Raw genomic sequence first — 26,331 nt, 5'->3', positions numbered from 1 at the left:
CTATTTTCTTCAAAACGTAGAAAACAAAAAGTGATCGGAATTTCTTCCGACCACTCCTGGCCATCCGGCCGGCTTTATTTTTTTAACACTGTATTATCTGCTAATAGCAGCCATGAAGTTCATAAGAATCCATTTCCAGCTTTTCTTTGGAATGTCCGTGGCCTATATAAGATTTGTAAATAGAAGAGTTCAGTGTCCACTCCAAATCGAATTCTTCTAACAAACGAACTATCATATAAATAAGAAAGTTCTTCTTGTTTTTGATGCTTTTATTGAGATTCATTCTAATAATGTTTATATGATTTAACTATATCAAGGTAATATAACCCTACTACCATTTTAGACGAATAACTCAGTTACATATTTTAAGAAGAAGCTCTTTTTTGAAAAAAAATCAGATCAGGGCGGAAATATAAAAATATCATAATAGTAAAAAAGGGCCTTCAGTTGAAAGCCCCTTTTCCGGTTATTTAGTTTCTCTTATATACCACCCGACACTCTATCCGCCATTGCTGAGGGAATAAATTATCCCGCATATATCTGTAAGGATTACCTTGAGCCAACTGCATAAGCTTCAGTTCGCGACCGGTAAAAATACCTGTATTGTTTATGATATTCAGCACTTCTTGTTGATACGGCATGTTTGATTGCTTAACAAGTTCGGTTAATCCCGGCCAGTCCTCTCCTTTCCATTCTGTAAAGAACAAAGCATCCGGATAGTTATTTCCGGCTTGCAGGGTCCTCTTAAATGCCAGAGACTGCCCTTTCGTTAGTTCATCATTATCCATATAGATTCCATCAACAGATGTATAAGAAGTAATATAAACACCGATAAGCGAAATATTCTCATTCGTCATTGCCCAATCGATCAATGCCCTGATCTTATTTACTTCCTCCTGATTAGCTACGACAAATGATTTCTTTCCAGAAAGGCGTAAATCGAAAGTAGCGCTTTCGCGGGAAAAATCTGCCGGAACGGAAAAGGAGTTTTCGGTGCGTGACGGTGAATTAACCCTGAATTCAGAGTTAGCAGAAACAATAGGATTTTCCTTCCTGGCTCCTTTAGGGTTGATATTATTTCTTAGAGCTTCTGCATAGCTGTATAAGGGAAGCCCACCTATCTGGCTCAAGTCAATTTTCATATCCAATCTTGAATTATTCATCCACGACTCGTATGGGACTGTAGCCTGATATAATTCATTATTTTGATTCGATATTCTAAGGAACCTATATGAGGTTGCGTTTGCCAAGCTCCTGTTAAATAAATGAAAACCTTGCTTTCCCTGCCCTATCAATACGAGATAAGGTAGTTCCAAAGCATTCGCATTTGCACTTATCAGAGGTGTCAATGTCAGAGAATCTCCTAATTCAACATAGTAGTCCTGCAAATTAAGATAAACACGTACATAGACATTCTCGTTATCGTATTCAAATTCAATGTCTTTGTATTTGGCACTATTGTATTGTTGTGCATAAGTTCTCTGGAGAAAACAAACAAATGTCATCATCAGAAAAATGATAAAAATTTTCTTCATATTTATATAGTGTTATAGGTATCTGTCCTCACCCGCTAAAGTCTTCATCCCCCAAACAGGGTAATATAAAAATGGAATATACCAAAGTATTCTTGTTTGTGTGAATATTAAATTGTCTTGTGTTTCTACCTAGTTTTATGGCCGAAAGATAATAAAAATATTTCAAAAATTTACTTTGTATAAATCAAATAAGCTATATTTATTGTTATATATCACAGATAATGTAATTGTAAAGAATATGACAAGAAAGAAAAAAAAGAATTTTGTATTAGATACAAACGTAATACTACATGATTTCAGATGTTTAGATAATTTTGAGGAAAACGATATATATCTTCCTATCGTAGTGCTGGAAGAGTTGGATAAATTTAAGAAAGGAAATGACCAGATAAATTATAATGCCCGCGAATTTCTCCGCCAGCTGGATGCTATCACTGATGACAATTTATTCACAAAAGGAACACCCTTAGGTAGCGGCATGGGAAATCTGTTTGTAGAAACAGGGATTAAAGCTCAAAATAAGGTATATGAAATATTTCCCGAACGAATTCCTGATCATCGTATTTTGTCTGCCGTTGTAGAACTAACAGAGCGCGACCCGAAAACAAAGACAATACTGGTTACCAAAGATATCAACCTGCGGATGAAAGCGCGCGCCATCGGCCTGCTGGCTGAAGACTATATCAATGATAAAGTGGTGGATGTATTCATGTTTGAAAAACAGCACAAAACCTTCAAAGATATGGATTCTTCCGTCATTGATAATCTGTATGCCAATCCGGATGGGATCGACCTCGACGAATTCGATCTGGAGAACCCGGTTATCGCAAATGAGTGCTTTGTGATGAAGAACGGGAAAAAGAGTGTTTTAGCCCGCTACAATCCTTTTACCAATAAGATAAAGAAGATTGAAAAACAAATGGCTTACGGCATACAGCCACGCAATGCTGAACAAACATTTGCACTGGAAGTATTGATGGACCCGGATATAAAGCTGGTAGCCCTGACAGGAAAGGCGGGTACGGGAAAAACATTACTGGCTCTGGCATCGGCTTTGAAACAGAATGAAAATTTCGATCAGATATTGCTGGCGCGTCCAATCGTAGCCCTTGGCAATAAAGAATTGGGTTTCTTACCGGGCGATGAAAAGCAAAAGATCGCCCCATATATGCAGCCGTTGTTCGACAACCTTTCCGTAATAAAAAATCACATACCATACGGTGGTGTGGAATATCGCAACATTGAAGAGATGCAGAAAAATAAAAAACTGGAAATAGAAGCCCTTGCTTATATCCGCGGACGGAGCCTGTCGGAAATGGTATGTATCATAGATGAAGCGCAGAATCTGACTCCCCATGAGATAAAAACAATTATCACCCGTGCCGGGGAAGGTACTAAAATGATATTTTCCGGAGACTTGCAGCAGATAGATTCTCCATATCTCGATGCCCAGTCGAACGGATTGGCGTATATGATAGATAAGATGAACGGACAGGATCTGTTTGCTCACGTAAATCTGGTGAAAGGCGAAAGGAGTAAACTGTCGGAAGTCGCAAGCACATTATTATAATTAAAAAAAGCAGTGATCTGATACAGATTGTACCGAATCTTGTATCTTTGCACCAATTTTTAAATAATACAGGAAATGAGAATTTTGATACTTGGAGCCGGAAAGATGGGTTCTTTCTTCGGCGACGTGCTTAGCTTCGACCACGAGCTTGCTGTATTTGATATTGATCCGCAAAAACTGAGATTTATATACAATACAGTAAGGATGAGTGATCCGGAGGAAATTGCGGATTTCAATCCCGAACTTGTTATCAACGCCGCTACAGTTAAATATACGATAGATGCATTCAAGACGGTATTGCCGTATATCAGTAAAGATTGTATCATCTCCGACATAGCATCCGTAAAGACCGGGTTGAAAGAGTTTTATGCAACCGTGGAGCAACCTTTCGCCTCGTCCCATCCTATGTTCGGCCCCACATTTGCCGACCTGCGCAACCTGAGTACACAAAGTGCTATTGTTATCTCGGAATCGAGCCAGGAGGGTAAGAAGTTTTTTCTCAACTTATACAACAGTCTGAATTTAAGAGTATTTGAATATACATTTGAAGAACATGACGAAACAATAGCCTACTCGCTGTCCATACCTTTTGCATCCACTCTTGTTTTCACTTCGGTGATGAAGCATCAGGAAGCGCCGGGAACAACATTCAAGCGGCATATGGATATTGCTAAAGGTCTGTTGTCGGAGGACGATTATTTGCTCACTGAAATCCTGTTCAATCCATATACTCCTGCACAGGTTGAAGGTATCCGCAAGGAACTGAAAAACCTTCTGGAGATAATAGAGAAAAAGGATAGTGCGGCGATGCTTGATTTTCTGACCAAAGCAAGAAAGAATATAGCTGAAAAAGACTAAGTAACTGTTTCAAATTAGCGGAAAAACAATATGGACTGCATCTTGAGTAATCAGGATGCGGTTTTTCGTTTTACCCGATATTGATAATATTGCAATACATTAAGCAACACCGATGTAACCATCAATATTTCGAACGGATAACTGAACCGTGAATTTGTTCCGTATGTTGCGAAAGCCTGAAGAAGTGAAGCAAATAATACAATCAAGGATATTATCGATTCGGGCGTCAGCCTCCTCCTGCGTATAGCAACTATAATATTGTATGGGATAAGTAACACAAAAAGTATTTTCACCAGCTGCAGGACAATACGCCCCGCGTAGCATACATACATGACTACGACATGCGATTCGGGTACAGAGAAATTATAAACCTCCCAATATAGCGAAGTTTTCCAAAAATCTCGCCATGAGATAAGTACCTGCTCAAGATAAAGCCCCGGATTCTTCTTAATAGTAGCAATGCTGTAGTCGTACATTTTTTTTGATAAATCGGGGAATGATAAGCCTGTACGGGCTTTCAGTTCGGGATAAGCCTCCCAGATAGTCATAGCGATTTCTTTATCTTTAGGGCTTTCATATCTGTATCTCACATACACATCTCCGATTTCCTTATATTCTTCGGTCGTATTATCTGCAAACCAGACACAATTCTGCGCAATATTGAAGCCATAGAAAGTAGAAGAAACAAAGAGTCCTGTATTCAGTTTATTTACATAAGACCATCCTAAAAACACCAATAAGGGTATCAGCAATACCAGAACATATTTACGAACAATAACCCTTAACGACCGGCAGTGCAGTCCGAGTATTATAAACAAGAGGATAGCCAGATAGATATAAAACATCTTTATCAGCACCAGATAGCCGCAGAGCAAGGACAGCCACAGATAACTTTCCGGCTTACTATCCTTATCCTTGATAATACCAAAGAATATATAAAATATAAGCGTGACAACCAGCAATGTAAATGTCTCGGTAAGTATAGCGAACTCAAAGAAAACCGAGGGCAGATAAATTGTCCCGAAAAGAGTCACTACCAATGCTATCCGTTTCTCCACATTTAGTAATAATAGGGTTTTATAAGCAATAACAAGTGCGAAAACGCCCATTATCAATTGAAGTATAACCGTAATCAAACCGGACAAACCGGAAAGACAAAGCAACAACGGATAGCCCGGGGGCCTCCCCCCTTCGTATCCTGCAAGATTAAAATTTAGAATACGCCCAGCCAACGCCTGATAATCTTTACTATCAGGATATAATGTAATATGCCCGTAAAGGATAGCTATCAATAAACGGACGGATACCGCGGCGATAATAATCGCTTTTACAGGGTTGTTGATACACCACAGCCATATTTTAGTTGTTTGCTCCAAATTATCCGACTTTTAATGATTATAACTAACAGAGCCTGATTATGTTCGCCAAGATATTAATATTTTGTGAAAACATTCCCATTAAAACTTTAATACTTTATATCTTTACAGACACAATTTTTATAAACATGGCAATAGTACTCATATCGTGGTTCATAATTTTCTTCGTATTACTCACTTCCGGAGATTTTTTTATTTCCATATATAATCTGATTTGCAAACGAAAAGAAATATATTCTATTCCCGATACAATTCTATTTGGCCTGTTTTTTACAATCATCCCTCTTTCTGTCACCTCTTTCTTTGTCCCTTCCAATTATTATATCTTATTCGCCTGTATTGCATTATGCACAGGATACTGGGTTTGGAAAAAAGAAAGAATAAGTGCATTTCTGCAGAAAATAAAAAAAATATTCCATAATCTTCATTTCTATCAAAAAGTTTTACTCGTATTTCTCTTTTTATCCGTCATCTTAATCGCAGTGTGGTCACCAGATGGCTTCGATGCCATGTCGTACCATTATGCGAATATCCGCTGGAACGAAGAATACCCCGTAACACCGGGTATAGCAAACCTTGAAGACCGTTTCGGATTCAATTCCAACCTGTTCTTATTAGATGCCATTTTCACATTCAGGCTTTTCCTCGGCTATCCGGTCTATACAGTCCAGTCATTAATCGCCATACTCATATTCTCATGGATACTCCTGGAAGCTTTCAGGTCAAAATTCGAATTGAGACGGGTAATTCTCTTCATCATATCAGTCGTTTATTTCTATTATGAACATAGAGGCATCAGCGATACATCCACCGATATACTCCCCGGGCTGATTACGTTTTACCTCGTTGCCAAAATCATTCTATATCCCGATTCTTTCAGGCAGAATTATTTATTATATATCTTCGTTCCGTTTGCCCTGGCCGGATTCAAAGTATCAGCCGCACCAGTTGCCCTGCTCAGTGTCTTCCTCGCTATTGTTATTATCCGGCGAAAAGAATATAAGCCGCTGATCTTTATAGGCTCCCTCCTATTCCTATACTTTGTTTTATGGATGGCACGGACCGTAATTGTATCGGGTTACCTTATATACCCGCTTCACGAAATCAACCTTTTTGCTTTCGACTGGCAGGTACCAGTGGAGACTGCGGCCAAACAACGTTTCCTTATCGGCTATTATGCAAATGAATACATGGCAGAAGCCTTCCGAAACGGGATAGCAGTACACAACAAATATTATATAATCCTTTCATTTATCTATTTGCTTACGGTATCATCTGTCGCCGTTTCCCTATATACCGCCTTTAAGGGCAGGAATACGATCTATAAATATGTATTGGCAACCCTGATACTCGGCCTGTGCTACTGGTTCTTTTTCGCGCACGATTTCCGTTTTGGCAGCGGCTATGTATTCGCGGCCATATTTACAGGTACAGCGTGCCTATTTGGAAAAAAGGAACATTTCTTTCCCCGGTTAAGCATTATCGGCATAGCCTTACTCGTTTTGTGGATGACTGTCTTTTCGTTCCGTTCAGCCTCTTATTACGATGAATGTCTGAGAGACCAGTTGCATGTGGCTGAAAAGAGCACTCGTATAACAAGAATATTACTGCATCCCTACTCAGCCAAAGACAAAATGGCGGCATTAAAAGAAAGCGAAGCTACGGATGAAGACTTTTCCGTCAGGCAACATAAGCTAAACAATTCGGTATCCATCGGTATCAGCACCTATCCCAACGGATGGTATGGCGACAGCATACCCTGTATAGCCAATAAGGAAGGTACGCCGGATTTCTGGACAATCCCGGATATCAGGTGGATAGAAGCAAGAGGAAATTCAATAAAAGATGGGTTCAGAAGGAAAAGGGAATTTATAAATAAATGATTAATTTTACCCTCTATTTCACGAACTTTTTATTCTCTGAGTTTTTATATAAATAATAAATAGGTTTATGACCTTATTCTGAAATCTAAATCAATAATCCGATGTTCGACAACGAAAAAAGGGCTTTTATCGCCATATCACAAGATGCAGAGGTTTGTCTGGTTCCTAAAATGGCAAACCGTCACGGGCTTATTACCGGAGCCACCGGAACAGGGAAAACCGTTACCCTGCAAACATTGGCGGAAACATTCAGCAAAATGGGTGTACCTGTTTTTGCCGCCGACGTAAAAGGCGACCTATCCGGCGTTGCCGCCATTGGAGGGAACAAGGATAGCGTAGTACAACGCGTAGAGTCATACCATCTGGCTGACAAAGGATTCAAATTTCAGGCATTCCCCGTACAGTTCTGGGATGTATTCGGTGAACAGGGAACTCCTATCAGAGCTACAGTGGCCGATATGGGTCCACTGCTGCTTAGCCGCCTGCTTTCGCTGAACGACACTCAATCTGCCATCCTGACTATTATATTCAAGATAGCAAAAGACGAGTCTCTGGAAATAATTGATCTCAAAGATTTGCAAAAACTTCTCGAATATGTAGGGAACAACTCCAATAAATATACAACATCATACGGAAATATATCGACGGCCAGTATCGGGGCCATCCAGCGTGGGCTGATAACACTCGAACATGACGGGGCCGACCGGTTTTTCGGTGAACCTAACCTAAATATCGACGACCTGATACAAACAGAGGGGGAAAAAGGAGTAATCAACATTCTTGCGTCGGACAAGCTGATGAATTCACCGAGGGTGTACACAACCTTCCTGATGTGGCTGATGACAAAGCTATTCGAGGTAATGCCCGAAGTAGGAGACCCGGATAAACCGAAAATGGTTTTCTTTTTCGATGAAGCCCATTTACTATTCACAGATGCGCCCAAAGCATTATTGGAAAAGATAGAACAGGTAGTACGGCTCATCCGTTCGAAAGGAATAGGTATATATTTCATTTCCCAAACGCCTGCCGATATACCCGATTCTGTATTAGGACAATTGGGTAACCGTGTACAGCATGCGCTCAGGGCATATACGCCGAAGGACCAGAAAGCGGTAAAAGTAGCAGCACAGACTTTCCGTGCCAATCCTAAATTCGATACGGAAACCGCTATCTCCGAACTGGGAACGGGTGAAGCATTAGTCTCTTTCCTCGACGAAAAGGGACGGCCAAATCAGGTGGAAAGATCTTATATACTCCCTCCCGAAGGACAGATAGGTCCGCTCGATACCGATACCAGAAAGAAAATGATAGCCGGTTCATTGCTGTACAGGCATTACGCACAGGTACAGGACAGACAATCTGCTTACGAAATACTTACCGAACGCCTGCAAGGCATCCTTAGCGAAAAAGAACAGGCAGCACAAGAAAAAGCGGATGCCAAAACTCAAAAAGAACAGGAAAAAATACAGAAAGAACAAGCAAAAATAGAACGGCAGGAAGCTGCACAAAAAAAGAAATTCTGGGGAGCAATAGCAACTACGGTCGTAGTTCCCCTGGCAAAGCAGGTTATTAGTGCTTTCTTCAAAGGTTCATCGAAGAAGAGATAAGATTTTCTAAACGATATAAAAATCAGAGATAATGCAGCGAATTGTCTCTTCCGGGCATCTTATTCTTATAAGAGAGGATATTTCATTGTGGTTTACTATAATAACCTAAAACGATATACTATGCACAAATATTTTTTAATAGGAATAATACTGTCAACCTGCCTGTTTTTCCCATCTTGTGCATCCATCCTGAAAAAAAAGAATGTCGATATATTCGTATATACTAAAAATCCGGCAGAAATTATCTATAAATCGGATACAATAAAAACGGAGAAAGAAAAAGAGTATGGCAGCATAAAAATGAGGGTTCCCAGAAATGAGGACTCTTTACGGTTTATAATAAAAAACAATGGCCTGAAAAAACAAATAAGCGTAAATCCTAAAATATCCGATTTTTACGATGCCAGGCTACTCTTGTTCGATGACAGCCTGAATTTGTTTTTAATTAAAAACAGAGTTATTAGCGCAACCCAAAGAGACAGATTAGATTTTGTAAGAAAAAATTATGAATCCAGATATGAACATAAATACAGGTCTTCCATACCTGAAAGAAAGAAACAATATTTTAGTAAAGAAAACTTTGCCCAAAAAGGCGATTTCTATCTCAACCTTTCCTCCCCTTTTTTGTATCCGGGCTATACAATACTAAAGCTAACACCCGGCCTGTATATGGAGAGAGGTTCCGGCCTGGGTTTCGCTGCGGGTTTTGATTATTATTACAATAATAATAAATTCATTAATCTGACGACAAGTGCCACACTGGGAGGAGATATCCCTTTCGGTTGCGGATGGGATATAGGTTATAACGACACAGAAAGATTTAATATATATCACATCACTGTTTCCAATAACCATAAGTACAAATCTTTTTCTTTGGGCTATGGTATAAGTTATGCATATACAGATTGGTGGGCAACCAAATATCATAACAATAAAAATACTTTGATAAACACAGACACAGACTATTATACAAGATTAGGCATAATGAGGCAGGATCAGGAACGGAAATATGCAGCTGTGGGATTTGTGCTTAATGGATACGTTTATTTTTTCAATTCATTTACATTTGGTATTATTTATAAACCTACCTTTGTACGGTTAAATTCCATTATGGAAAAAAGATTTTGTTACGAACACCAGATCAGTTTTGACATGGCGTTTAAAATCAGGCTATACCGAAAAAAATGAATATGCAACTATTACAACCTCAGCACTGGATCGAGTACGAACTGATCGATTCGGGAGAATATGAAAAGTTAGAGCGATTCGGCAAATACATTATACGCCGCCCCGAACCACAAGCCGTATGGCGCAAATCATTATCGGAAAAAGAATGGGAAAATATGCCGGATGCCATATTCAAAAGGGAGAAAGGAAAAACTTCCCAGGATGGTAACGATAAAGGCGTGTGGACTCAAAAAAAAGGAATGCCTGACCAGTGGTTCATCAATTATAAGTATAAGGAAATGAACCTTAAATTCCGTCTGGGGCTGACCTCATTCAAGCACGTCGGCATATTTCCCGAACAGGCTGAAAACTGGAACTTCATCTACGATACAATCAAAGCAATGAAAGTGGAGGAACCTAAAGTTCTCAATCTCTTTGCATACACGGGCGGAGCCTCTATCGCCGCTAAAAGTGCCGGATCAGATGTAACACATGTGGATTCGGTGCGGCAGGTGATTACATGGTCGCGTGAAAATATGGAAGCTTCAGCACTGGATAATATTCGCTGGATAGTAGAAGACGCCCTTAAATTCTGTCGCAGGGAAGTAAAGCGTGAAAAGAAATACAACGGTATAATACTTGACCCTCCCGCTTATGGACGCGGACCCGACGGGGAAAAATGGATACTGGAAGAGAATATTGCCGAACTGATGCAGTTATGCCGGGAACTATTAGCGCAAAAAGATTCATTCCTTATACTCAATCTTTATTCGATGGGGTTCTCGGCTGTCATCGCTGAGAATCTGATAAAAGATTATTTTCCGGATGTGAAAGACTGCCAGTTCGGCGAACTGATTGTGCCGGAAAAATCGGGAAAAAATCTTCCACTAAGCGTATATGCCCGATTTAAAAAGTAAGGTCTTGCTTTAATCCGTCAAGAAATTTTGTAACGAAACTTAAACCGGCCTTAAAACAAACACAAAAACTTTCCGTTATATTATAAGAGTCTGTTTAAATTTTATTCGTTCCAATTTTTAGAGTTATTTTTGACATGTTTTTTCGTTCGCGAAACCATAATAACGGATTATTTGATGAGCTGAGTGAACAGAAAAAACAGCTAAAAAGAAATGAAAAATGAACGGAAAGAAAGTCATAATAAAATATTCAGTCAGAATTTAAACATACTCTAAATATGCAAACAGAACAAATTACGAAAAATCAATGAATTATGAAGAAAGTATTAACCATTATTGGCGTAGTGTTGATAGTCATTATAATAGCAATGATATCAATACCTTTTTTGTTTAAGGACAAAATTAAAACCGCGGTACTCAACGTTGCCAACGAACAACTGAATGCCAAAGTAGATATTAAAGATTTCGGTCTCAATTTATTTTCCAATTTCCCCAATGCCACATTATCTCTCGAAGACGCAAGCATTACAGGTATCGGTGATTTCGAGAAAGATACACTAATACAGGCTAAATCTGGTAGCGTGACTATCGATCTGATGAGCCTCTTCGGAAGTAACTACAAGATTTCCAGAATCAATCTGGACAGGGCTTCCGTATATGCGAAAGTGCTGGCCGACGGCCGTACCAATTATGATATAATGAAAACGGATTCTACTGCGGCTGGTGCCCAGGCTGAAAACAGTACTCCGTTTAACCTGAATCTGAAAAGAATTACAGTGAATGACTGTAACATAGTTTATCAGAACGATTCCACAAAAATGAAACTCGTGCTCAACAAATGGAGCGGTGAAATATCCGGTGATTTCTCTGCCAGCGAAACAACGATAAAAACGACCTCCGAGATCAGTGAAATTTCATTCTATATGGACGGCATCCCTTACCTGAACAAAGTAAAAGGAAATGCGGACGCTACCATCAACGCGAATTTCGACAATATGAAGTTCACATTCGACAAGAGTGAAATCAGGTTAAACGAACTGAAAGCCTCTATCGACGGATGGTTTACAATGCAGGGCAAAAACTATGAGGATATGGATTTTGACCTGAAACTGAATGCTCCCGACACACAATTCAAAGATATACTCTCCCTTGTTCCGGCCATGTACACAGCCGACTTCAAAGATGTGAAAACATCGGGGACAGCGACTCTGGACGCCTATATCAAAGGGCTTTGGCAAGGGGAGAATTACCCTGCTTTCGATGTGAAGATAGGTATAAGCAATGCTATGTTCCAGTATCCGTCATTACCAAAATCGGTGAACGACATCAATGTGGCAGTGAATATAAACAGTAAAGGCGGTTCGCTGGATAATATGATTATCGACATCAGCAAATTCAGCTTCAATCTGGGAGGAAATCCGTTCAGCGGAAACCTGAATATTACCACCCCGATGAGTGATCCTAACCTGAAAGCGTATGCCAACGGTACAATCAATCTGGGTATGATAAAGGAAGTGTATCCTTTGGAAAAAGGTACGGAACTGAATGGTATAATCACAGCCAACATCAATCTGGCCACAAAAATGTCGGCTATAGAAAAAGAACAATATGAAAATGTATCGGCAACCGGTAAGCTGGAATTAAATAATATGGCATACAAAGCTACCGATATGCCGGAAGTATTGATCAACAATGCATCCCTCGAGTTTACCCCGCGTTATGTAAATCTACCTTCGCTGGAAGTAAAAATCGGCAAGAACGACATCTCGGCAAACGGCCGCCTGGAAAACTTTATCGCTTATGCGCTGAAAGACCAGACACTGAAAGGCCAGTTGAATATAAAATCAAATTATCTGAATGCCAACGACTTCATTAGCAGCGAAACATCGGGTACAGCCACGGCAGATAGCACATCGGCGACTTCAGAAGACATCATTATCCCTAAGAATATAGATTTCACACTAAGTGCTGTCCTTAACCAAATCGTATATGGCAAAATGAACATTACAAATATGGCGGGCAACATGACTGTAAGGAACGGAATACTGACGCTGAATAACGTCAGTGCCAACGCATTGGGCGGTTCCGCTAAGGTCAACGGGTCATATAACACGTCCGACCCTAAAACACCGAAAGTAGATTTTGACATCGCGTTGTCAAAAGTATCATTTGCAGAAACATTCAAATCGGTGGAATCAATCCAGAAATTCGCCCCTATCTTCGAAAGCCTGATCGGTACATATTCCATGAATCTGAAATTCAATACTTCACTGGGACAATCCATCATGCAAACCCTTGCAAGTCTTACCGGTAGCGGCGCTTTACAGACAAGCGATGTAAAGGTAGAGAATGTAGCCGCACTTACAGCCCTTTCATCCGCATTGAAAACCGACGCGCTGAAGTCTATATCCCCGAAAGATTTGAATCTGCCGTTCAATATCGATAACGGGCAGATTATTACCAAGCCATTCAATATAAATATCGGAAACGGAGGTATGATGAAACTGGAAGGTTCTACCGGACTCGACCAAAGTATCAATTACAAAGGAACTGTAACCCTGCCTAAATCCTTGGCAAATAATTATATCAACAATGTGCCTATCACTATCGGCGGTACTTTCTCCAGTCCTAAAATCGGAGTGGACACCAAAGCTCTGGTAACCGATGCCGCATCGTCAATTGTCAGCGGCCTGCTTGGCGGAAAGAATAGTGACGGTACTGCAACTTCCTTATCGGAAGAAAAAGCTAAGCAGATAGAAAAAATCAGGGCTGAAGCAGACAATGCCGCCAAAAAACTCGTAGAAGAAGCACAAAAGCAATCTGATAATCTGGTAGCTAAAGCGGGCAGTAATGTTCTCGCAAAAGCTGCAGCAAAAGGCGCCGGAAAGAAGCTGGTGGATGAGGCCGAAAAACAGGCTCAAAACCTAAGGAACAAAGCCGAAGAGCAAATCAAGAAAATTGAAGGCGAAACGGCTGCGACCACAGAATAAAGACAGAATATATATCTTGCTCAGAGAGGTGCTTTAGCAATTGCTAAAGCGCCTCTTTTTTTGTAATGGGATTCCCTTATGTTTATCTATATATTGGAGAAGTTACGAGTAGACGGGATATGAGTTATTTACAGTTAACTGTAAAAACTGTTACCTATGTTACTTTTTAACTATATATTGTAAATATAGGTTAACTAAAAGCGGTCTTTGAAATGATTATTGTTAATGAAGAGGGGAAAAGGTTACAGTTGAGAAAAAGAGTGTTACCTTTTAACAGTTACAAGTTTGCCTCGCCTTCGCTTCGGCGAATGTTATTTCTTCGCCCTAGGGCAGTTACAAGTTACGAGTAGACAAGATATGAGTTATTTGCAGTTAACTGTAAAAACTGTTACCTATGTTACTTTTTAACAAGTAGTAAGTATAAAGGAGTTCTAATTGTTTACTGGTAACTGTTTACTGATATATCTGTTACCTTTTTTTGAAAGTTACGAGTTACGGGTTAGCAGGCTGCTCACTGTTGACTGAAAACAGTAAAAGACCTGACTAAGAATTAGAAGTAATGTGCCAATTGTCAAATATGCCGATATGCCAATGAATACAAGTTCCGGTATCAGGCAATTTGCTAATTTCCGGATTTACTCATTGGCATATCGGCACATTATTTCATCAGCACATTAAAAAATCAGTTACCAGATATCTGCACGTTTATCCTTAGGAAGGAACAAGGAATCTTTCTCTGTAATACCAAATGCATCATACCATGCATTGATATGTGGCAGAGCACCGTTTACACGCCATTTTCCCAATGAGTGAGGGTCCATTTTGGTACGGCGGAGTATTTCTTCATCACGGATATTACCAGCCCATACACCAGCATAGGAAAGGAAGAAACGCTGGGCAGGGGTAAAGCCGTCTATTTTGGCACCAGCTTTAGCTTCATCAGTCTTTTCGAATGCATTATAGGATATTTGCAGGCCGCCGAAGTCACCGATATTTTCTCCCAGTGTAAATTCACCGTTGGCAAATACGCCCGGTAGGACTTCTATCCTGCTGAAATGTTGGACAAGTACTTGCGCTCTTTCGGTAAACTTCTTGGAATCGTCTGCTGTCCACCAGTTTGCGAGGTTCCCTGCTTTATCGTACTGGCTACCCTGATCGTCGAAGCCATGAGACATCTCGTGACCGATAACAACACCGATTGCCCCGTAGTTTACAGCATCATCAGCATCCAGATAGAAGAACGGAGGTTGCAGGATACCGGCAGGGAAACAGATTTCGTTAGTCGTAGGATTGTAATATGCATTCACCATTTGCGGCGGCATATGCCATTCTTCCTTATCCACAGGCTTATTGATTTTCTTAATCATCTCGTTATAAGAAAATTGTTCAGCCCTGACCATATTGGCCCAATAGCTTTCGTCTTTCTTGATTTCGAGGGTTGTATAGTCCTTCCATTTGTCCGGATAGCCGATTTTCACATTAAAAGCATTCAGTTTTTCCTGAGCTTTCTGCTTCGTTTCAAGACTCATCCATGTGAGGTTGTTGATACGCTCACCCAAAGTCACTTGCAGGTTTTTCACCAGTTTCACCATTCTTTCTTTGGCTTCGGCAGGGAAATACTTAGCAACATACATTTGTCCCACAGCTTCGCTCAATGCACCGTCGACAGTGCTTACCGTACGCTTCCAGCGGGGTTGTAATGCCTTACGGCCACTTAGTTGTTTACCATAGAAGTCAAAATTGGCATTTACGAAGTTATCGCTCAGATACGAAGCCGCGGCATCGATCACACACCACGAAAGATATGCTTTCGATTCTTCAAGAGGTAGTGTCTGGATAAGTTTTACGGCTGTAGCAACCGGTTTTACCTGAGCCACATTGATCTCAGTAAAGTCTTTCGCCTCGGCAGCATCGAAGAATGCTTTCCAGTCGAAGTTGGCAACGGATTTGTTCAGTTCCTCAACTTTCATCTTATGATAGTTCAGTTCAGGCTTTCTGGTATCCTCTTTCTTGAAGTGGTCCTGAGCCAAAGCCGTTTCTATTTTAAGAACTGCATCGGCAGCTTTTACCGCATCGGCTTCTGCATACCCTGCATTTACAAACTGTATCCGGATCAAATCGCTATATCCTTTACGGATAGCAACAGAAGTGGAATCGGTAGCAACATAATATTCACGTTCGCCAAGTCCCAGTCCACCCTGATATAGCTGAACGATATTCATCGCACTGTTCTTATCGTCGGCACCCACATAAAGAGCGAGGAAAGGAGAGCTTGCATATTTCCTCAATTCGCCGGATAACTTAATGATATCCGCTGTACTGGCTGCTTTTTTAATCGCGTCAAGCTGCTGTTGAATAGGTTTTGCCCCATCGGCATTGAGCTTTGTGCTATCCATACCGATAGCAAACAAGTCTCCGATCTTTTGCTCTACAGAACCTTGTTTATGCTCTGTCTTTCCCAGGTCTTCAATCAGACCTTTCACTTGTTTCTGGTTCTCTTCTGCCAGCTGGTCGAAAGAGCCGTAACGGGCATATTCATCCTTTATCGGATTGGCTTTTGCCCATCCGCCTGTAGCATACTGATAAAAATCGTTGCTGGGGATAGCTGTAGTATCCAGATTGGCAATATCAAAGCTTTTCACTTCCACGTTCGTCTGAGTATTTGTCTTGTCTTTGCAACTGACGGAAGCAAAGGCGAGAACAGCAATCGGTAAATAATAAATTGTTCTCATTTGTTATAAATTAATAGATATATGATTGTAATTGTTCTTTCCAAACGGCATAACCCGCATCATTCAGATGAAGCCCGTCACCCGTATATCCGGCATTCAGCAAACGTTTCTTTGCAAGGAAGAACGGGTACAGGTCTATAAATGTAATGGATTCTTCTTTGCAGAACCTGCGGATTTCCTTATTCAGGTCTTCGATCTGCTTTTCCTTACCCCTCATCCGTTCATACATGCAGACATCCTTATTCATAGGTAGCAGGCTCTGTACAAATATCTGCGTATCGGGACTTCCGCTTTTTACCTGATAAATGAGGGATTTGATGCCGACCATTATCTTTTCATTCGAACGTCCTAACGAAATATCATTGATTCCCGCCATTAGAAAGAGTTTCATCGGTTTGGCGTCGATTATCTCTCGCAGGCGCCCCAGCATACCGAACACATTATCGCCGGCAATGCCCCGGTTTGCAACATTCATTCCGGGAAAGTATTCTTCCCATTTCCCTGCTTGGGTAAGGCTGTTGCCAAGAAATACGATCTGCCCGTGTTCCAGGGGATTGGCCTTAAATACGGCCATCCGGTCTATATAAATCTGATTATCCAAAATATTCTCTTTAATTTCCTGCCCCATCACGCAGGCCGATAGTGATAACAATAATATCAGCAAATTGGTTCTCATAGTAAATCTTATTATCAGGTTAAGTATTATTCTTCATATTCTCCAGTTCCACCGTCAGTTCCTCCCACCGGATCATATCCTTCTCCAGTTCCTTTGCCAGTTGCCCGTGTTTCTCGAAAAGGGAAGTATCAGCCGTACCTTCGGGCGTAGCCAGTTTCATTTCAATATCTGCTATCTCGCTTTCTTTGTTCTCAATTGTATGCTCAATATCCGAGATTTGTTTTTCTATTCTCTTTATCTGGCGGCTCAACTCTTTACGTTCCCCATAAGAAAGCTTACTTACAGGGTCTTCCGCTATTTTCTCCGGCTCCTCATTTCTGGAAGAGACATTCGCCGACACTTCCAGTTCTTTAAGGCTATCCATCTTTTTGCGTTGCAGGAACTCATAGATTCCTCCAAGATGCTCTTTCACCTGCCGGTTGCCAAATTCATATACCTTATCCACCAAACCGTTCAGGAAATCACGGTCGTGCGATACAACAATCACGGTGCCCTCAAATTCCCTCAATGCATCTTTCAGGACATCTTTCGATTTCATATCGAGGTGATTGGTAGGCTCATCCAGGATCAGCAGGTTTACAGGTTCTAGCAATAAGCGGATCATCGCCAGACGGCTGCGTTCTCCTCCCGAAAGGACCTTCACCTTCTTATCAGAGGCTTCGCCACCAAACATAAAAGCGCCGAGTATATCCCGTATTTTAGTACGAATATCGCCCACAGCAACATAGTCTATTGTTTCAAACACGGTTCTCTCCTCATCGAGCAATTGAGCCTGGTTCTGGGCGAAATAACCGATCTTTACATTATGCCCCAGCTCCAATTTTCCTTTAAAGTCGGTTTCACCCATGATACACTTTACCAACGTAGATTTACCTTCTCCGTTCTTACCTACAAAAGCGACTTTGTCCCCTCTGTTGATAGTGAAGGTCACATCCCTGAATATAAGATGATCGCCATAACTCTTCTCCACATTTTCAGTTATCACGGGATACGAACCGGAACGGGGAGCCGGTGGAAATTTCAGATTCAGCATGGCATTATCTTCGTCATCCACCTCGAGCCGCTCTATTTTATCGAGCTGCTTGATTCGCGATTGTACCTGTACGGCTTTTGTTGCCTTATAACGGAAACGTTCGATAAACTCTTCGGTCTTCTGTATCTGTTTCTGCTGGTTTTCGAAAGCACGCATCTGATGTTCCCTATGCTCTTTGCGCAGTTCCACATATTTAGAATACGGGACTTTATAATCGTAAATACGCCCGAGAGATATTTCCACCGTGCGCTGTGTAACCGCATCCAGAAAAGCCCTGTCGTGCGAAACAAGAATCACGGCATTAGCACGGGTTGCCAGAAAGTTTTCGAGCCATTGAATGGATTCTATATCCAGATGGTTGGTCGGCTCGTCGAGGAGTAAAACTTCCGGTCGTTGAAGCAGCAACTTAGCCAGTTCTATACGCATACGCCATCCTCCGCTGAATTCGCTGGTGGGGCGGGTAAAATCCGTACGGTTAAAACCTAAACCGGTCAGAGTTTTCTCTATTTCAGCCTGAAAGTTATTTCCGCCCGACATCAGAAACTGTTCGTTCAGATGGGCTGATTTCTCTATCAGGTTATGGTATGCTTCCGATTCGTAATCCGTTCTTTCGGCAAGTTGTTGGTTGACATACTCCAGTTCGGCTTCCATTTTCTGAATATGTTCGAAAGCCAGGGATGCTTCTTCAAAAACCGTATTCCCCTCTTTGAGGGTCATATGTTGGGGCAAATAGCCGATTGTTATATCTTTGGGATACGAGATATTGCCTCGTGTAGGTGGTTGCAATCCTGCAAATATTTTGAGCATGGTAGATTTACCCGCTCCGTTTTTCCCCACAAGGGCAATCCTGTCTTTTTTATTCACTACGAACGATATATCATCAAAGAGGGTAAATCCTCCGAATTCTACCGTAAGTCCTTCTACTGAAATCACAATTAATATATTTTAAATCTATGCAAAAGTAGGGAATTTTGTTGATAGCTAAATAGAAACAGGGCTAAATAAGCTATTTGGGAAAATAAAAATATGCTGATCGTCAATATACCAAACAATGTTTGCCGAAGCAACAAGATTGCTGTTACTTGTTAAAAGGTAACAAAAGTAACAGTTTTTTTATGTTACACTGAGAACCACTGAGAAGACACTGAGTCTCACTGAGGCTTTTATTAAAAAGTAACAAAGGTAACAGATATATCAGTTAACAGTAAACAGTTAACAGTCATCAACTCGTATCTGGTATCTTGTTTACTCGTATCTATTTACTTATTACTTAAAACTTATTACTTACTAAAAGGTAACACTCTTTCTGTCTCTTCAATTGTAACCTTTTCCACTCTTCATTAACAATAATCATTTCAAAGACCGCTTTGTGTTAACCTATATTTACAATATATAGTTAAAAAGTAACATAGGTAACAGTTTTTACAGTTAGCTGTATAATCCGTATCTTGTTTACCCGTAACGTATCACTGCTTACTATATAGATAAAGTATTTTCTAAAATCAACTATCATTTGTATGGTAATCTTAGCCCTTGATTTGCAGAATAAAGGAAAGGCTGCATAATGATACAATCATTATACAGCCTTTCTAACCACTTACATACTGAACTGAATATTATTTAACAGACAGCCCAACCTAAAACAACCTTGCCTTAAAATATAACCAAACCAATCTTTTATTTTTTATGCTTAAACAGCCAGGGAACCAACTCCTTTTCAGCGAAAGCATTCACCCAACTGCCATGATTCACTCCTTTATACTCAGTATATTCGACATCACAGCCCAATGTTTTCAGCCGCGCGTAAATATCTCTGGAGTTCGTTACCGGAACCACCGAATCGTCATCCCCGTGGAAAAGCCATACTGCTGTATGCTTCGCATATAACGGAAGCTTGCTTAAATCAGCTCCTCCACATATAGGGAATGCCGCGGCAAAAGTCCCGGGCATACGCCACAATATTTCCAGGGTACCCATCCCTCCCATAGAAAGACCTCCTATATACACTCTGCTCACATCTACCTTACCGGACGATAACCAATCCTGAATAAGCCCCATAACCGTCTTCATCGATTGTGTAGGTTCGTCGGACAATCCGAAGGTCAGGGTCATCTTATCATCGATCTGATGCCTCACTACATTAGACCAGTAACTATTTGCAGGACATTGCGGTACAATAACGACAGCCGGATAGGCAGACTGAAAGTGTTCTGACAAAAACTGCTTGCCATGCGTCAGCTGCTTTTGGTTATCGTCGCCGCGTTCTCCCGCACCGTGCAACATTACTACCAATGGATATTGTTTAGTAGCATCATAGTTTTCCGGAAACATTACCAGATAAGGCAAGGTATATCCGTTTACCATATACGAGGCATTCCTGAACTGGGCAAAGCCATACACAGTACATACAAACAAGATAAAAATGAAGATACTCCTTTTCATAATTATATATTTAATATTAGACTATCAAAGATAGCCATAAAGCCTCAGTTCCGCTCATATTTCAAAGCTCCCGGCCTTATAATAGTTCCTGTTGGATATTTATCCGGATAAAAGGCCGTACCTGGATACGGCCCTTAGCAAAAAAAGAGTATTTATTTTAATGCAAATGATTCAAAACCTAATTTTTTCAGTCCTCTTTGCACATCGGGATGGCTCATAAAAAGATTCCACAACAGTTGCGAACGGTAGTTCTCTATCATAACCGCTATAGGCCCCTGATCGATAGCCAGATAACGTTTCGGATACCAATTATCAGTTTCACTGTATGCATCATAAAACCCATATTGTCCCCATACTTTATCTCCCATATTATACAGATTCCTCATTACTTTCATCGATTCTTCCGGTGTGTAAACAATAGAAGATAATGCCGCAGTAGGAGCTATTACGCCATGATCGCCGGCCTCATCCGGTTCGTGGGCTGCATATCCTTTTACGGAATAACTGGCTGTCAATCCCCAGGCATCTTCACCATATCCCTTATACCCCTTCGGATTGCGGATACAATAAGCCCGGTTAATCAAAGTATAATGCTTCATTTCCTGGAAATAATCGGCATATTTATCTTTCAGTCCTGTAGGATTAAGGCCAAGGAAAGAATAATGCGCCCAGAACAAAGACCCCACTCCGCTATTACTCTGATAACGCATGTTTAATGTATAGCCTTCCAGTTCATGCGTCCCTATTATTTTACCACCTTCGGCCCAGCCTTCATGATATACTTCGGCAGGTACGCCATGTGTAGGTGAGCAAGCCGCCAGTACATATGTAATAAGGCATTCGTTATACCCCCGTATAGGGAAATTCATTTCCCATGAGTGATTGGGACTCCAATGCCAGTACAATACGTTTTTGCTGTTTCGATGCCAGTTCCAGTCTACATTCTTCCATATTTTATCAATACGTGCAGCCAAAGCTCTTTCAGGGTCCGAACCATCAACGTAGTACTGATGCAAAGCCAGTAGTCCTTGTAGCAGGAAAGAGGTTTCCACTAAATCTCCGCCATTGTCCTTATCGCTGAAACCCTTCACTTTTCCGGTTTCGCCATCCCACCAGTGAGGATATACACCGTGGAAAGAGTCGGCCTTTTCCAGAAAATTTACAATCCGGATCATACGCTCCAGACCTTGTTGCCGTGTAACATAGCCACGTTCGATTCCGGCAACCATAGCCATTATACCAAATCCGCTACCGCCGGATGTAACTGTACTTTTGTCATTTTGCGGATATTCTCCGTCTACATGAAAACGTTCGCGTGCCATCCCGCTGTTTGGCTCGGCTCCATCCCAAAAATACAGGAACGTCCTGCGCTGAACACTATCCAGCAAAGCCTCATCTGATATCTCTGTCGAGTCGCTGTTATTTTCCGTCCGATTAGTTGACGGACTACGATTACAACTAACGATAACAGATAGCAAACCAAGCAGGATAAAAGAAAGATGTATCTTTTTCATATTTTTCCTGTTTAATGATTTAATTCAATGTGAATCGCGCCGATTTAACATCATGACTGTTTCCTCCGATCATTACATCGAAATCCCCGGGTTCGAACACATAATCAAGGTTGTAATTATAGAACTTCAATAATTCGGGAGTGATCCTGAAACTTACCGTTTTAGATTCACCGGCCCTGATAAATACTTTTTCGAATCCTTTCAACTCTTTCACGGGACGGGTTACACTGCCTACGAGGTCGCGGATATACAACTGTACAACTTCCGCTCCATCAGCTTTTCCTTTATTGGTTACTGTTACACTCGCTGTCAGTTCCCCTTTGCCATCAATAGATGCAGAACTCAATTTCACATCGCTATATTCGAACGTCGTATAACTAAGGCCATATCCGAACGGATAAAGCGGATCGTTGTCTACATCGAGATAGTTGCTACGGAACTTCTCAAACCATTTTCCCTCCTGAAGCGGACGGCCAGTATTCTTATGATTATAGAATAATGGTATTTGTCCTACATTTTTAGGGAAAGTAGCTATCAGCTTACCGCTTGGGTTAACATCCCCGAACAATACATCGCCGATGGCTTCCGCTGCTTCCGTCCCACCAAACCAAACATTCAGGATAGCGGGTACATTTTCGTTTTCCCATGTCAGGGTTAAAGGGCGGCCTGTGAATAATACCAATACAACGGGTTTGCCTGTTTTTAATAATTCCTTCAATAGAGTTTTTTGTACATCCGGAATATCCAGGTTGGTACGGCTGCTCGATTCACCGCTCATCTCCGACGATTCGCCGAGAGCAGCCACGATTACATCCGCGCTCTTCGCTACATCCAAAGCCTCTTTCAGCATCTCTTCATCCGAGCGTGTCTCTTTATCTCTGTGAAGAGTACGGCCAAACATAGTGGCATGCTCTTCATAAACAGGATCACTTATCAGATGGCTGCCTTTCGCATATACGACCTTTACATTCGCTCCGGCTACAGCCTGTACTCCCTCCACAACTGTCCTGGCAGTATCGAGGTTCACGGCCACGCTCCATGTGCCCGGCATATTTGAACGGGTATCAGCCAATGGACCTACGACAGCAATAGTGCCTTGTTTTTTCAATGGCAGCGTATTGTTGGCGTTTTTAAGCAGTACAAAACTTTCCGAAGCTATTTTTCGCGCTACAGCACGGTGTTCCGGTGTATATATCTCTGTTTTGGCACGATTTACATCACAATATTTATAAGGATCGGCAAATAAACCCAGTTTATACTTGGCTTCCAATACACGGCGGCATGCCTGATCTATTTCGGCTTGAGTAACTTTTCCTTCTCTGAGCGATTTACCTACGGTAGCCAGTCCTTCACTGACCATATCCATATCAATACCAGCCTTTAGAGCGCGGGCCGAAACGGTTTGCAAATCTCCTATACCGTGATCTATCATTTCGCTGATACCTGTATAGTCGGTTACTACAAATCCTTTGAATCCCCATTTGTCGCGCAGTACATCTGTCATCAGCCATTTATTTGCGGTAGCAGGGACTCCGTCTACCTCGTTAAATGAAGCCATCACACTACCGACACCTGCATCCACAGCAGCCTGATAAGGATACAGATATTCATTGAACATACGAATACGGCTCATATCCACGGTATTATAATCCCGGCCGGCTTCACCCGCGCCATATAATGCATAATGCTTCACACAAGCCATTATATTCGAATTGAGCGCATAAGCCTTGTCTCCTACTCCCTGATAACCATGAATCATCGCTTTTGCTATCTGTCCTCCGAGATAAGGATCTTCACCGCTCCCTTCCGAGAAACGTCCCCAGCGAGGATCGCGGGAAATATCCACCATAGGGCTGAAAGTCCAGCTGATACCATCTGCACTGGCTTCAATCGCCGCAATACGTGCCGATTGCTCTATGGCAGCCATATTCCAAGTAGCAGCCAGGCCTAACGGAATAGGAAATACAGTCTCATATCCGTGAATAACATCCATCCCGAATATCAAAGGAATTTTAAGACGGCTTTCTTCTACGGCAATTCGTTGTACATCCCTGATTTTTTCAACACCTTTTATATTGAACAGACCTCCGACTTCTCCTTTCTTGATCTTCTCGGCAATGTTGCTGCTTTTGGCCTGTCCGGTAGTAATATCCCCGGAACTCGGCAGATTGAGCTGTCCTATCTTTTCTTCCAGCGTCATTTTGCCCATCAAGTCACTTACAAACTTATCCATCTTAGGATCCTTCGACACGTTTTTCTGTGCTGTCAAGCCGAGAGTACAAAGGCTTAACGCCAGAACCAATAACCTTTTCATAATTTTTTAACCTTTTTGCCTTTTTATTACCTTTTTCTCCTTTTAAGTTCACATAACGTCAAAGCTGTATCAAAAGCCGTAACCGCAAAGGATGCAAACAATCACGCTAAATTCGCGAAAAACGTTGCGGCCTTTGCGGTAAAGAAAAAAATTCTTTCGATACGCCTTTACCAATCAACCAATAACAATCTTTACAAATAGTCCGGATTTTGCTTCAAAACTCCGTTTGACTTGTCTATTTCCGATTGAGGAACCGGAAGCAGAGCGTGTTTGTTCTGATAATTCGTTTTACCGGCAGCATGTAGCACCTCTGTCGCAGTACCCCAACGTACCAAATCGTAGAAACGATCCGGCTCAAGAGCTAATTCCGCCCTTCTTTCACGTTGTATCGCTTTTCTCAGTTCAACCATATCCGTCGTTGTTACTTTTGGTAAAATAGAAGAACTGGCACCTCTGGCATGGGCTCTTACCATTTCCAGATATTCCAATGCATCGTCCGTGTTACCCGTCTCATTTGCCGCTTCTGCCGCCATAAGAATTACATCCGGGTAACGGATAATACGTATATTAACCCAAAATCCTTCTCTTGTATATTTAGCTCTCATTGCAGGATTCGTATAAGCTTTCTTGTTGAAGTATGCACCCATAGCGGAAGACTCGGGGGATTCCCCGTATGGTTTGTTCGTATTTTCCGGAGTGATCGGTTCGCCCGGTCTTCTGAAATATAACAGTGTAGCATCTTTACGGGGATCTCCGGGCTCAAAAGCTTTTGCCACTTCGCTTGTAGCCATATGCCAGCCCCAGCCAAGATTCCATTCACCGGCTCCTCTGACTCCCTGTACCTGGCAAAACTGGCTACCGATGTCCGTACTGGCTGGTTTAGCCGAAGTAGCTGTACATTGCAGTTCGAATATAGATTCGCCACAGTTTTCACCGGCATCAGTAAATACCTGATCTACTGCGGTATTCAGATTATATATCTTAGAATCAATAACCTCCTTGGAAGCAGCCAGCATGTTGCCCCAGTCGTTACGCATCATGTACGTACGGGCATGCAACGATCTCGCAGCCCCCCATGTCAGGCGGCCTACATATTTAGCCTCCCAACTTACAGGAAGATTAGCAGTAGCATAAGTCAGGTCGGCATCAATTAACTGATATATTGCCGATGCCGGGCTTTTGGCTATATTGGCCTGTGAAGCATCTGTGATCTTGAAATCGATCAAAGGTACGTCGCCCCAGGCTCTCACCAGATTGAAATAACAGTATGCCCTGAAGAACTTAGCTTCGGCTTCCAGGCTATTAAATTCAGGATTATTTATTTTCCGCAAAGTATCGATCACCGAGTTACAATCGTGTATAATGGAATAGTTGTGGTTCCAGTATGTTCCAAGTATACCATTCGACGGAGTGTATTCAAAATCGTCCCAGAACCGGGCATTATCCGGCCCGTCATTATCTGTACTACCCTTTTCCGAGTCTTCGGACCGGAACATGTGCACAGCAAAGGCCGGAATACCAGCTGTTATATTATAGCTTCTCATTTTTGAGTAAACACCGAATACATTTGCTTCCAGGCCACCGCTGGTATCATCGTCTTCAGTAAAGCTTCCCTGAGGGCTTCTGTCCAGAAAATCGCTACACCCGACAATAGATAATGCTATTACAGCGATTATCGTTACATATATATATTTATTAAAAATTCGTTTCATAATATTTT

At 41.5% G+C, this 26,331-nt stretch carries 17 protein-coding genes; 7 read left to right on the top strand and 10 right to left on the bottom strand.

The window, feature by feature from the left end; translation table 11 throughout:
* Positions 1-100: 100 nt before the first annotated feature.
* Together ACFO6W_RS04825 and ACFO6W_RS04820 are read right to left on the bottom strand one after the other, a co-directional pair.
* Positions 101-283, bottom strand: coding sequence for a hypothetical protein (locus tag ACFO6W_RS04825; protein ID WP_379994238.1), 183 nt, complete (start codon positions 281-283; stop codon positions 101-103).
* 187 nt (positions 284-470) lie between these two features.
* Positions 471-1,535, bottom strand: coding sequence for a hypothetical protein (locus tag ACFO6W_RS04820; protein WP_379994237.1), 1,065 nt, complete (start codon positions 1,533-1,535; stop codon positions 471-473).
* Between the two features lie 238 nt (positions 1,536-1,773).
* On the opposite strand from ACFO6W_RS04820, the gene ACFO6W_RS04815 reads away from it, so the two are divergent.
* The gene (locus ACFO6W_RS04815; RefSeq protein WP_379994236.1) at positions 1,774-3,105 is read left to right on the top strand and encodes a PhoH family protein; all 1,332 of its coding nucleotides are present in this window, start codon (positions 1,774-1,776) and stop codon (positions 3,103-3,105) included.
* A 75-nt stretch (positions 3,106-3,180) separates the two neighbouring features.
* Positions 3,181-3,963: a prephenate dehydrogenase/arogenate dehydrogenase family protein gene (locus ACFO6W_RS04810; protein WP_379994235.1), complete on the top strand. Its 783-nt coding sequence runs from the start codon at positions 3,181-3,183 to the stop codon at positions 3,961-3,963.
* A 50-nt stretch (positions 3,964-4,013) separates the two neighbouring features.
* On the opposite strand, the gene ACFO6W_RS04805 is transcribed toward ACFO6W_RS04810, so the two are convergent.
* Positions 4,014-5,339 carry a hypothetical protein gene (locus ACFO6W_RS04805; protein WP_379994234.1) on the bottom strand — a complete coding sequence of 442 codons (1,326 nt, stop codon included), beginning with the start codon at positions 5,337-5,339 and terminating at the stop codon, positions 4,014-4,016.
* Positions 5,340-5,467: 128 nt separating this feature from the next.
* On the opposite strand from ACFO6W_RS04805, the gene ACFO6W_RS04800 reads away from it, so the two are divergent.
* The 5 genes from ACFO6W_RS04800 to ACFO6W_RS04780 all read left to right on the top strand — a co-directional run bounded on the left by ACFO6W_RS04800 (position 5,468) and on the right by ACFO6W_RS04780 (position 13,900).
* On the top strand, positions 5,468-7,222 hold the full coding sequence (locus ACFO6W_RS04800; RefSeq protein WP_379994233.1) for an LIC_10190 family membrane protein: 1,755 nt from the start codon (positions 5,468-5,470) through the stop codon (positions 7,220-7,222).
* 101 nt (positions 7,223-7,323) lie between these two features.
* Positions 7,324-8,829 carry a helicase HerA-like domain-containing protein gene (locus ACFO6W_RS04795; RefSeq protein WP_379994232.1) on the top strand — a complete coding sequence of 502 codons (1,506 nt, stop codon included), beginning with the start codon at positions 7,324-7,326 and terminating at the stop codon, positions 8,827-8,829.
* Between the two features lie 120 nt (positions 8,830-8,949).
* On the top strand, positions 8,950-10,017 hold the full coding sequence (locus ACFO6W_RS04790) for a hypothetical protein (RefSeq protein WP_379994231.1): 1,068 nt from the start codon (positions 8,950-8,952) through the stop codon (positions 10,015-10,017).
* A gap of 2 nt (positions 10,018-10,019) precedes the next feature.
* Positions 10,020-10,913, top strand: a complete 894-nt coding sequence (locus tag ACFO6W_RS04785; RefSeq protein WP_379994230.1) for an RsmD family RNA methyltransferase — start codon at positions 10,020-10,022, stop codon at positions 10,911-10,913.
* A gap of 311 nt (positions 10,914-11,224) precedes the next feature.
* Complete coding sequence (locus tag ACFO6W_RS04780) at positions 11,225-13,900, top strand: AsmA family protein (protein ID WP_379994229.1); 2,676 nt, start codon at positions 11,225-11,227, stop codon at positions 13,898-13,900.
* A 686-nt stretch (positions 13,901-14,586) separates the two neighbouring features.
* Here the strand turns inward: ACFO6W_RS04780 and ACFO6W_RS04775 are convergent.
* From ACFO6W_RS04775 to ACFO6W_RS04745, 7 genes are all read right to left on the bottom strand, one after another.
* Positions 14,587-16,632: a M13 family metallopeptidase gene (locus ACFO6W_RS04775; protein WP_379994228.1), complete on the bottom strand. Its 2,046-nt coding sequence runs from the start codon at positions 16,630-16,632 to the stop codon at positions 14,587-14,589.
* Between the two features lie 10 nt (positions 16,633-16,642).
* Positions 16,643-17,308, bottom strand: coding sequence for a GDSL-type esterase/lipase family protein (locus ACFO6W_RS04770; RefSeq protein WP_379994227.1), 666 nt, complete (start codon positions 17,306-17,308; stop codon positions 16,643-16,645).
* A gap of 19 nt (positions 17,309-17,327) precedes the next feature.
* Positions 17,328-19,274 carry an ABC-F family ATP-binding cassette domain-containing protein gene (locus tag ACFO6W_RS04765; RefSeq protein WP_379994226.1) on the bottom strand — a complete coding sequence of 649 codons (1,947 nt, stop codon included), beginning with the start codon at positions 19,272-19,274 and terminating at the stop codon, positions 17,328-17,330.
* Positions 19,275-20,018: 744 nt separating this feature from the next.
* Positions 20,019-20,783, bottom strand: a complete 765-nt coding sequence (locus tag ACFO6W_RS04760) for a carboxylesterase family protein (RefSeq protein ID WP_379994225.1) — start codon at positions 20,781-20,783, stop codon at positions 20,019-20,021.
* Positions 20,784-20,935: 152 nt separating this feature from the next.
* Positions 20,936-22,297, bottom strand: a complete 1,362-nt coding sequence (locus ACFO6W_RS04755; RefSeq protein ID WP_379994224.1) for a glucoamylase family protein — start codon at positions 22,295-22,297, stop codon at positions 20,936-20,938.
* A gap of 19 nt (positions 22,298-22,316) precedes the next feature.
* Positions 22,317-24,611 carry a beta-glucosidase BglX gene (bglX, locus tag ACFO6W_RS04750; protein ID WP_379994223.1) on the bottom strand — a complete coding sequence of 765 codons (2,295 nt, stop codon included), beginning with the start codon at positions 24,609-24,611 and terminating at the stop codon, positions 22,317-22,319.
* 191 nt (positions 24,612-24,802) lie between these two features.
* Positions 24,803-26,323: a RagB/SusD family nutrient uptake outer membrane protein gene (locus tag ACFO6W_RS04745; protein ID WP_379994222.1), complete on the bottom strand. Its 1,521-nt coding sequence runs from the start codon at positions 26,321-26,323 to the stop codon at positions 24,803-24,805.
* Positions 26,324-26,331: the final 8 nt, after the last annotated feature.

Origin of the sequence: Dysgonomonas termitidis (assembly GCF_042654545.1) — a bacterium.
GTDB classification, from domain to species: Bacteria; Bacteroidota; Bacteroidia; order Bacteroidales; family Dysgonomonadaceae; genus Dysgonomonas; species Dysgonomonas termitidis.
The sequence above is the reverse complement of the archived record's forward strand: the minus strand, read 5'-3'. Positions and strand labels throughout refer to the sequence as shown.

What these genes read in the sequence shown, in the direction of transcription:
- ACFO6W_RS04800 (WP_379994233.1), top strand. Translation starts at nt 5,468, where the DNA reads ATGGCAATAGTACTCATATCGTGGTTCATAATTTTCTTCGTATTACTC.
- ACFO6W_RS04795 (WP_379994232.1), top strand. Translation starts at nt 7,324, where the DNA reads ATGTTCGACAACGAAAAAAGGGCTTTTATCGCCATATCACAAGATGCA.
- ACFO6W_RS04745 (WP_379994222.1), bottom strand. Translation starts at nt 26,323, where the DNA reads ATGAAACGAATTTTTAATAAATATATATATGTAACGATAATCGCTGTA.
- ACFO6W_RS04820 (WP_379994237.1), bottom strand. Translation starts at nt 1,535, where the DNA reads ATGAAGAAAATTTTTATCATTTTTCTGATGATGACATTTGTTTGTTTT.
- ACFO6W_RS04760 (WP_379994225.1), bottom strand. Translation starts at nt 20,783, where the DNA reads ATGAAAAGGAGTATCTTCATTTTTATCTTGTTTGTATGTACTGTGTAT.
- ACFO6W_RS04770 (WP_379994227.1), bottom strand. Translation starts at nt 17,308, where the DNA reads ATGAGAACCAATTTGCTGATATTATTGTTATCACTATCGGCCTGCGTG.
- ACFO6W_RS04755 (WP_379994224.1), bottom strand. Translation starts at nt 22,297, where the DNA reads ATGAAAAAGATACATCTTTCTTTTATCCTGCTTGGTTTGCTATCTGTT.
- ACFO6W_RS04785 (WP_379994230.1), top strand. Translation starts at nt 10,020, where the DNA reads ATGCAACTATTACAACCTCAGCACTGGATCGAGTACGAACTGATCGAT.
- ACFO6W_RS04815 (WP_379994236.1), top strand. Translation starts at nt 1,774, where the DNA reads ATGACAAGAAAGAAAAAAAAGAATTTTGTATTAGATACAAACGTAATA.
- ACFO6W_RS04775 (WP_379994228.1), bottom strand. Translation starts at nt 16,632, where the DNA reads ATGAGAACAATTTATTATTTACCGATTGCTGTTCTCGCCTTTGCTTCC.
- ACFO6W_RS04780 (WP_379994229.1), top strand. Translation starts at nt 11,225, where the DNA reads ATGAAGAAAGTATTAACCATTATTGGCGTAGTGTTGATAGTCATTATA.
- ACFO6W_RS04825 (WP_379994238.1), bottom strand. Translation starts at nt 283, where the DNA reads ATGAATCTCAATAAAAGCATCAAAAACAAGAAGAACTTTCTTATTTAT.
- ACFO6W_RS04790 (WP_379994231.1), top strand. Translation starts at nt 8,950, where the DNA reads ATGCACAAATATTTTTTAATAGGAATAATACTGTCAACCTGCCTGTTT.
- bglX (WP_379994223.1), bottom strand. Translation starts at nt 24,611, where the DNA reads ATGAAAAGGTTATTGGTTCTGGCGTTAAGCCTTTGTACTCTCGGCTTG.
- ACFO6W_RS04810 (WP_379994235.1), top strand. Translation starts at nt 3,181, where the DNA reads ATGAGAATTTTGATACTTGGAGCCGGAAAGATGGGTTCTTTCTTCGGC.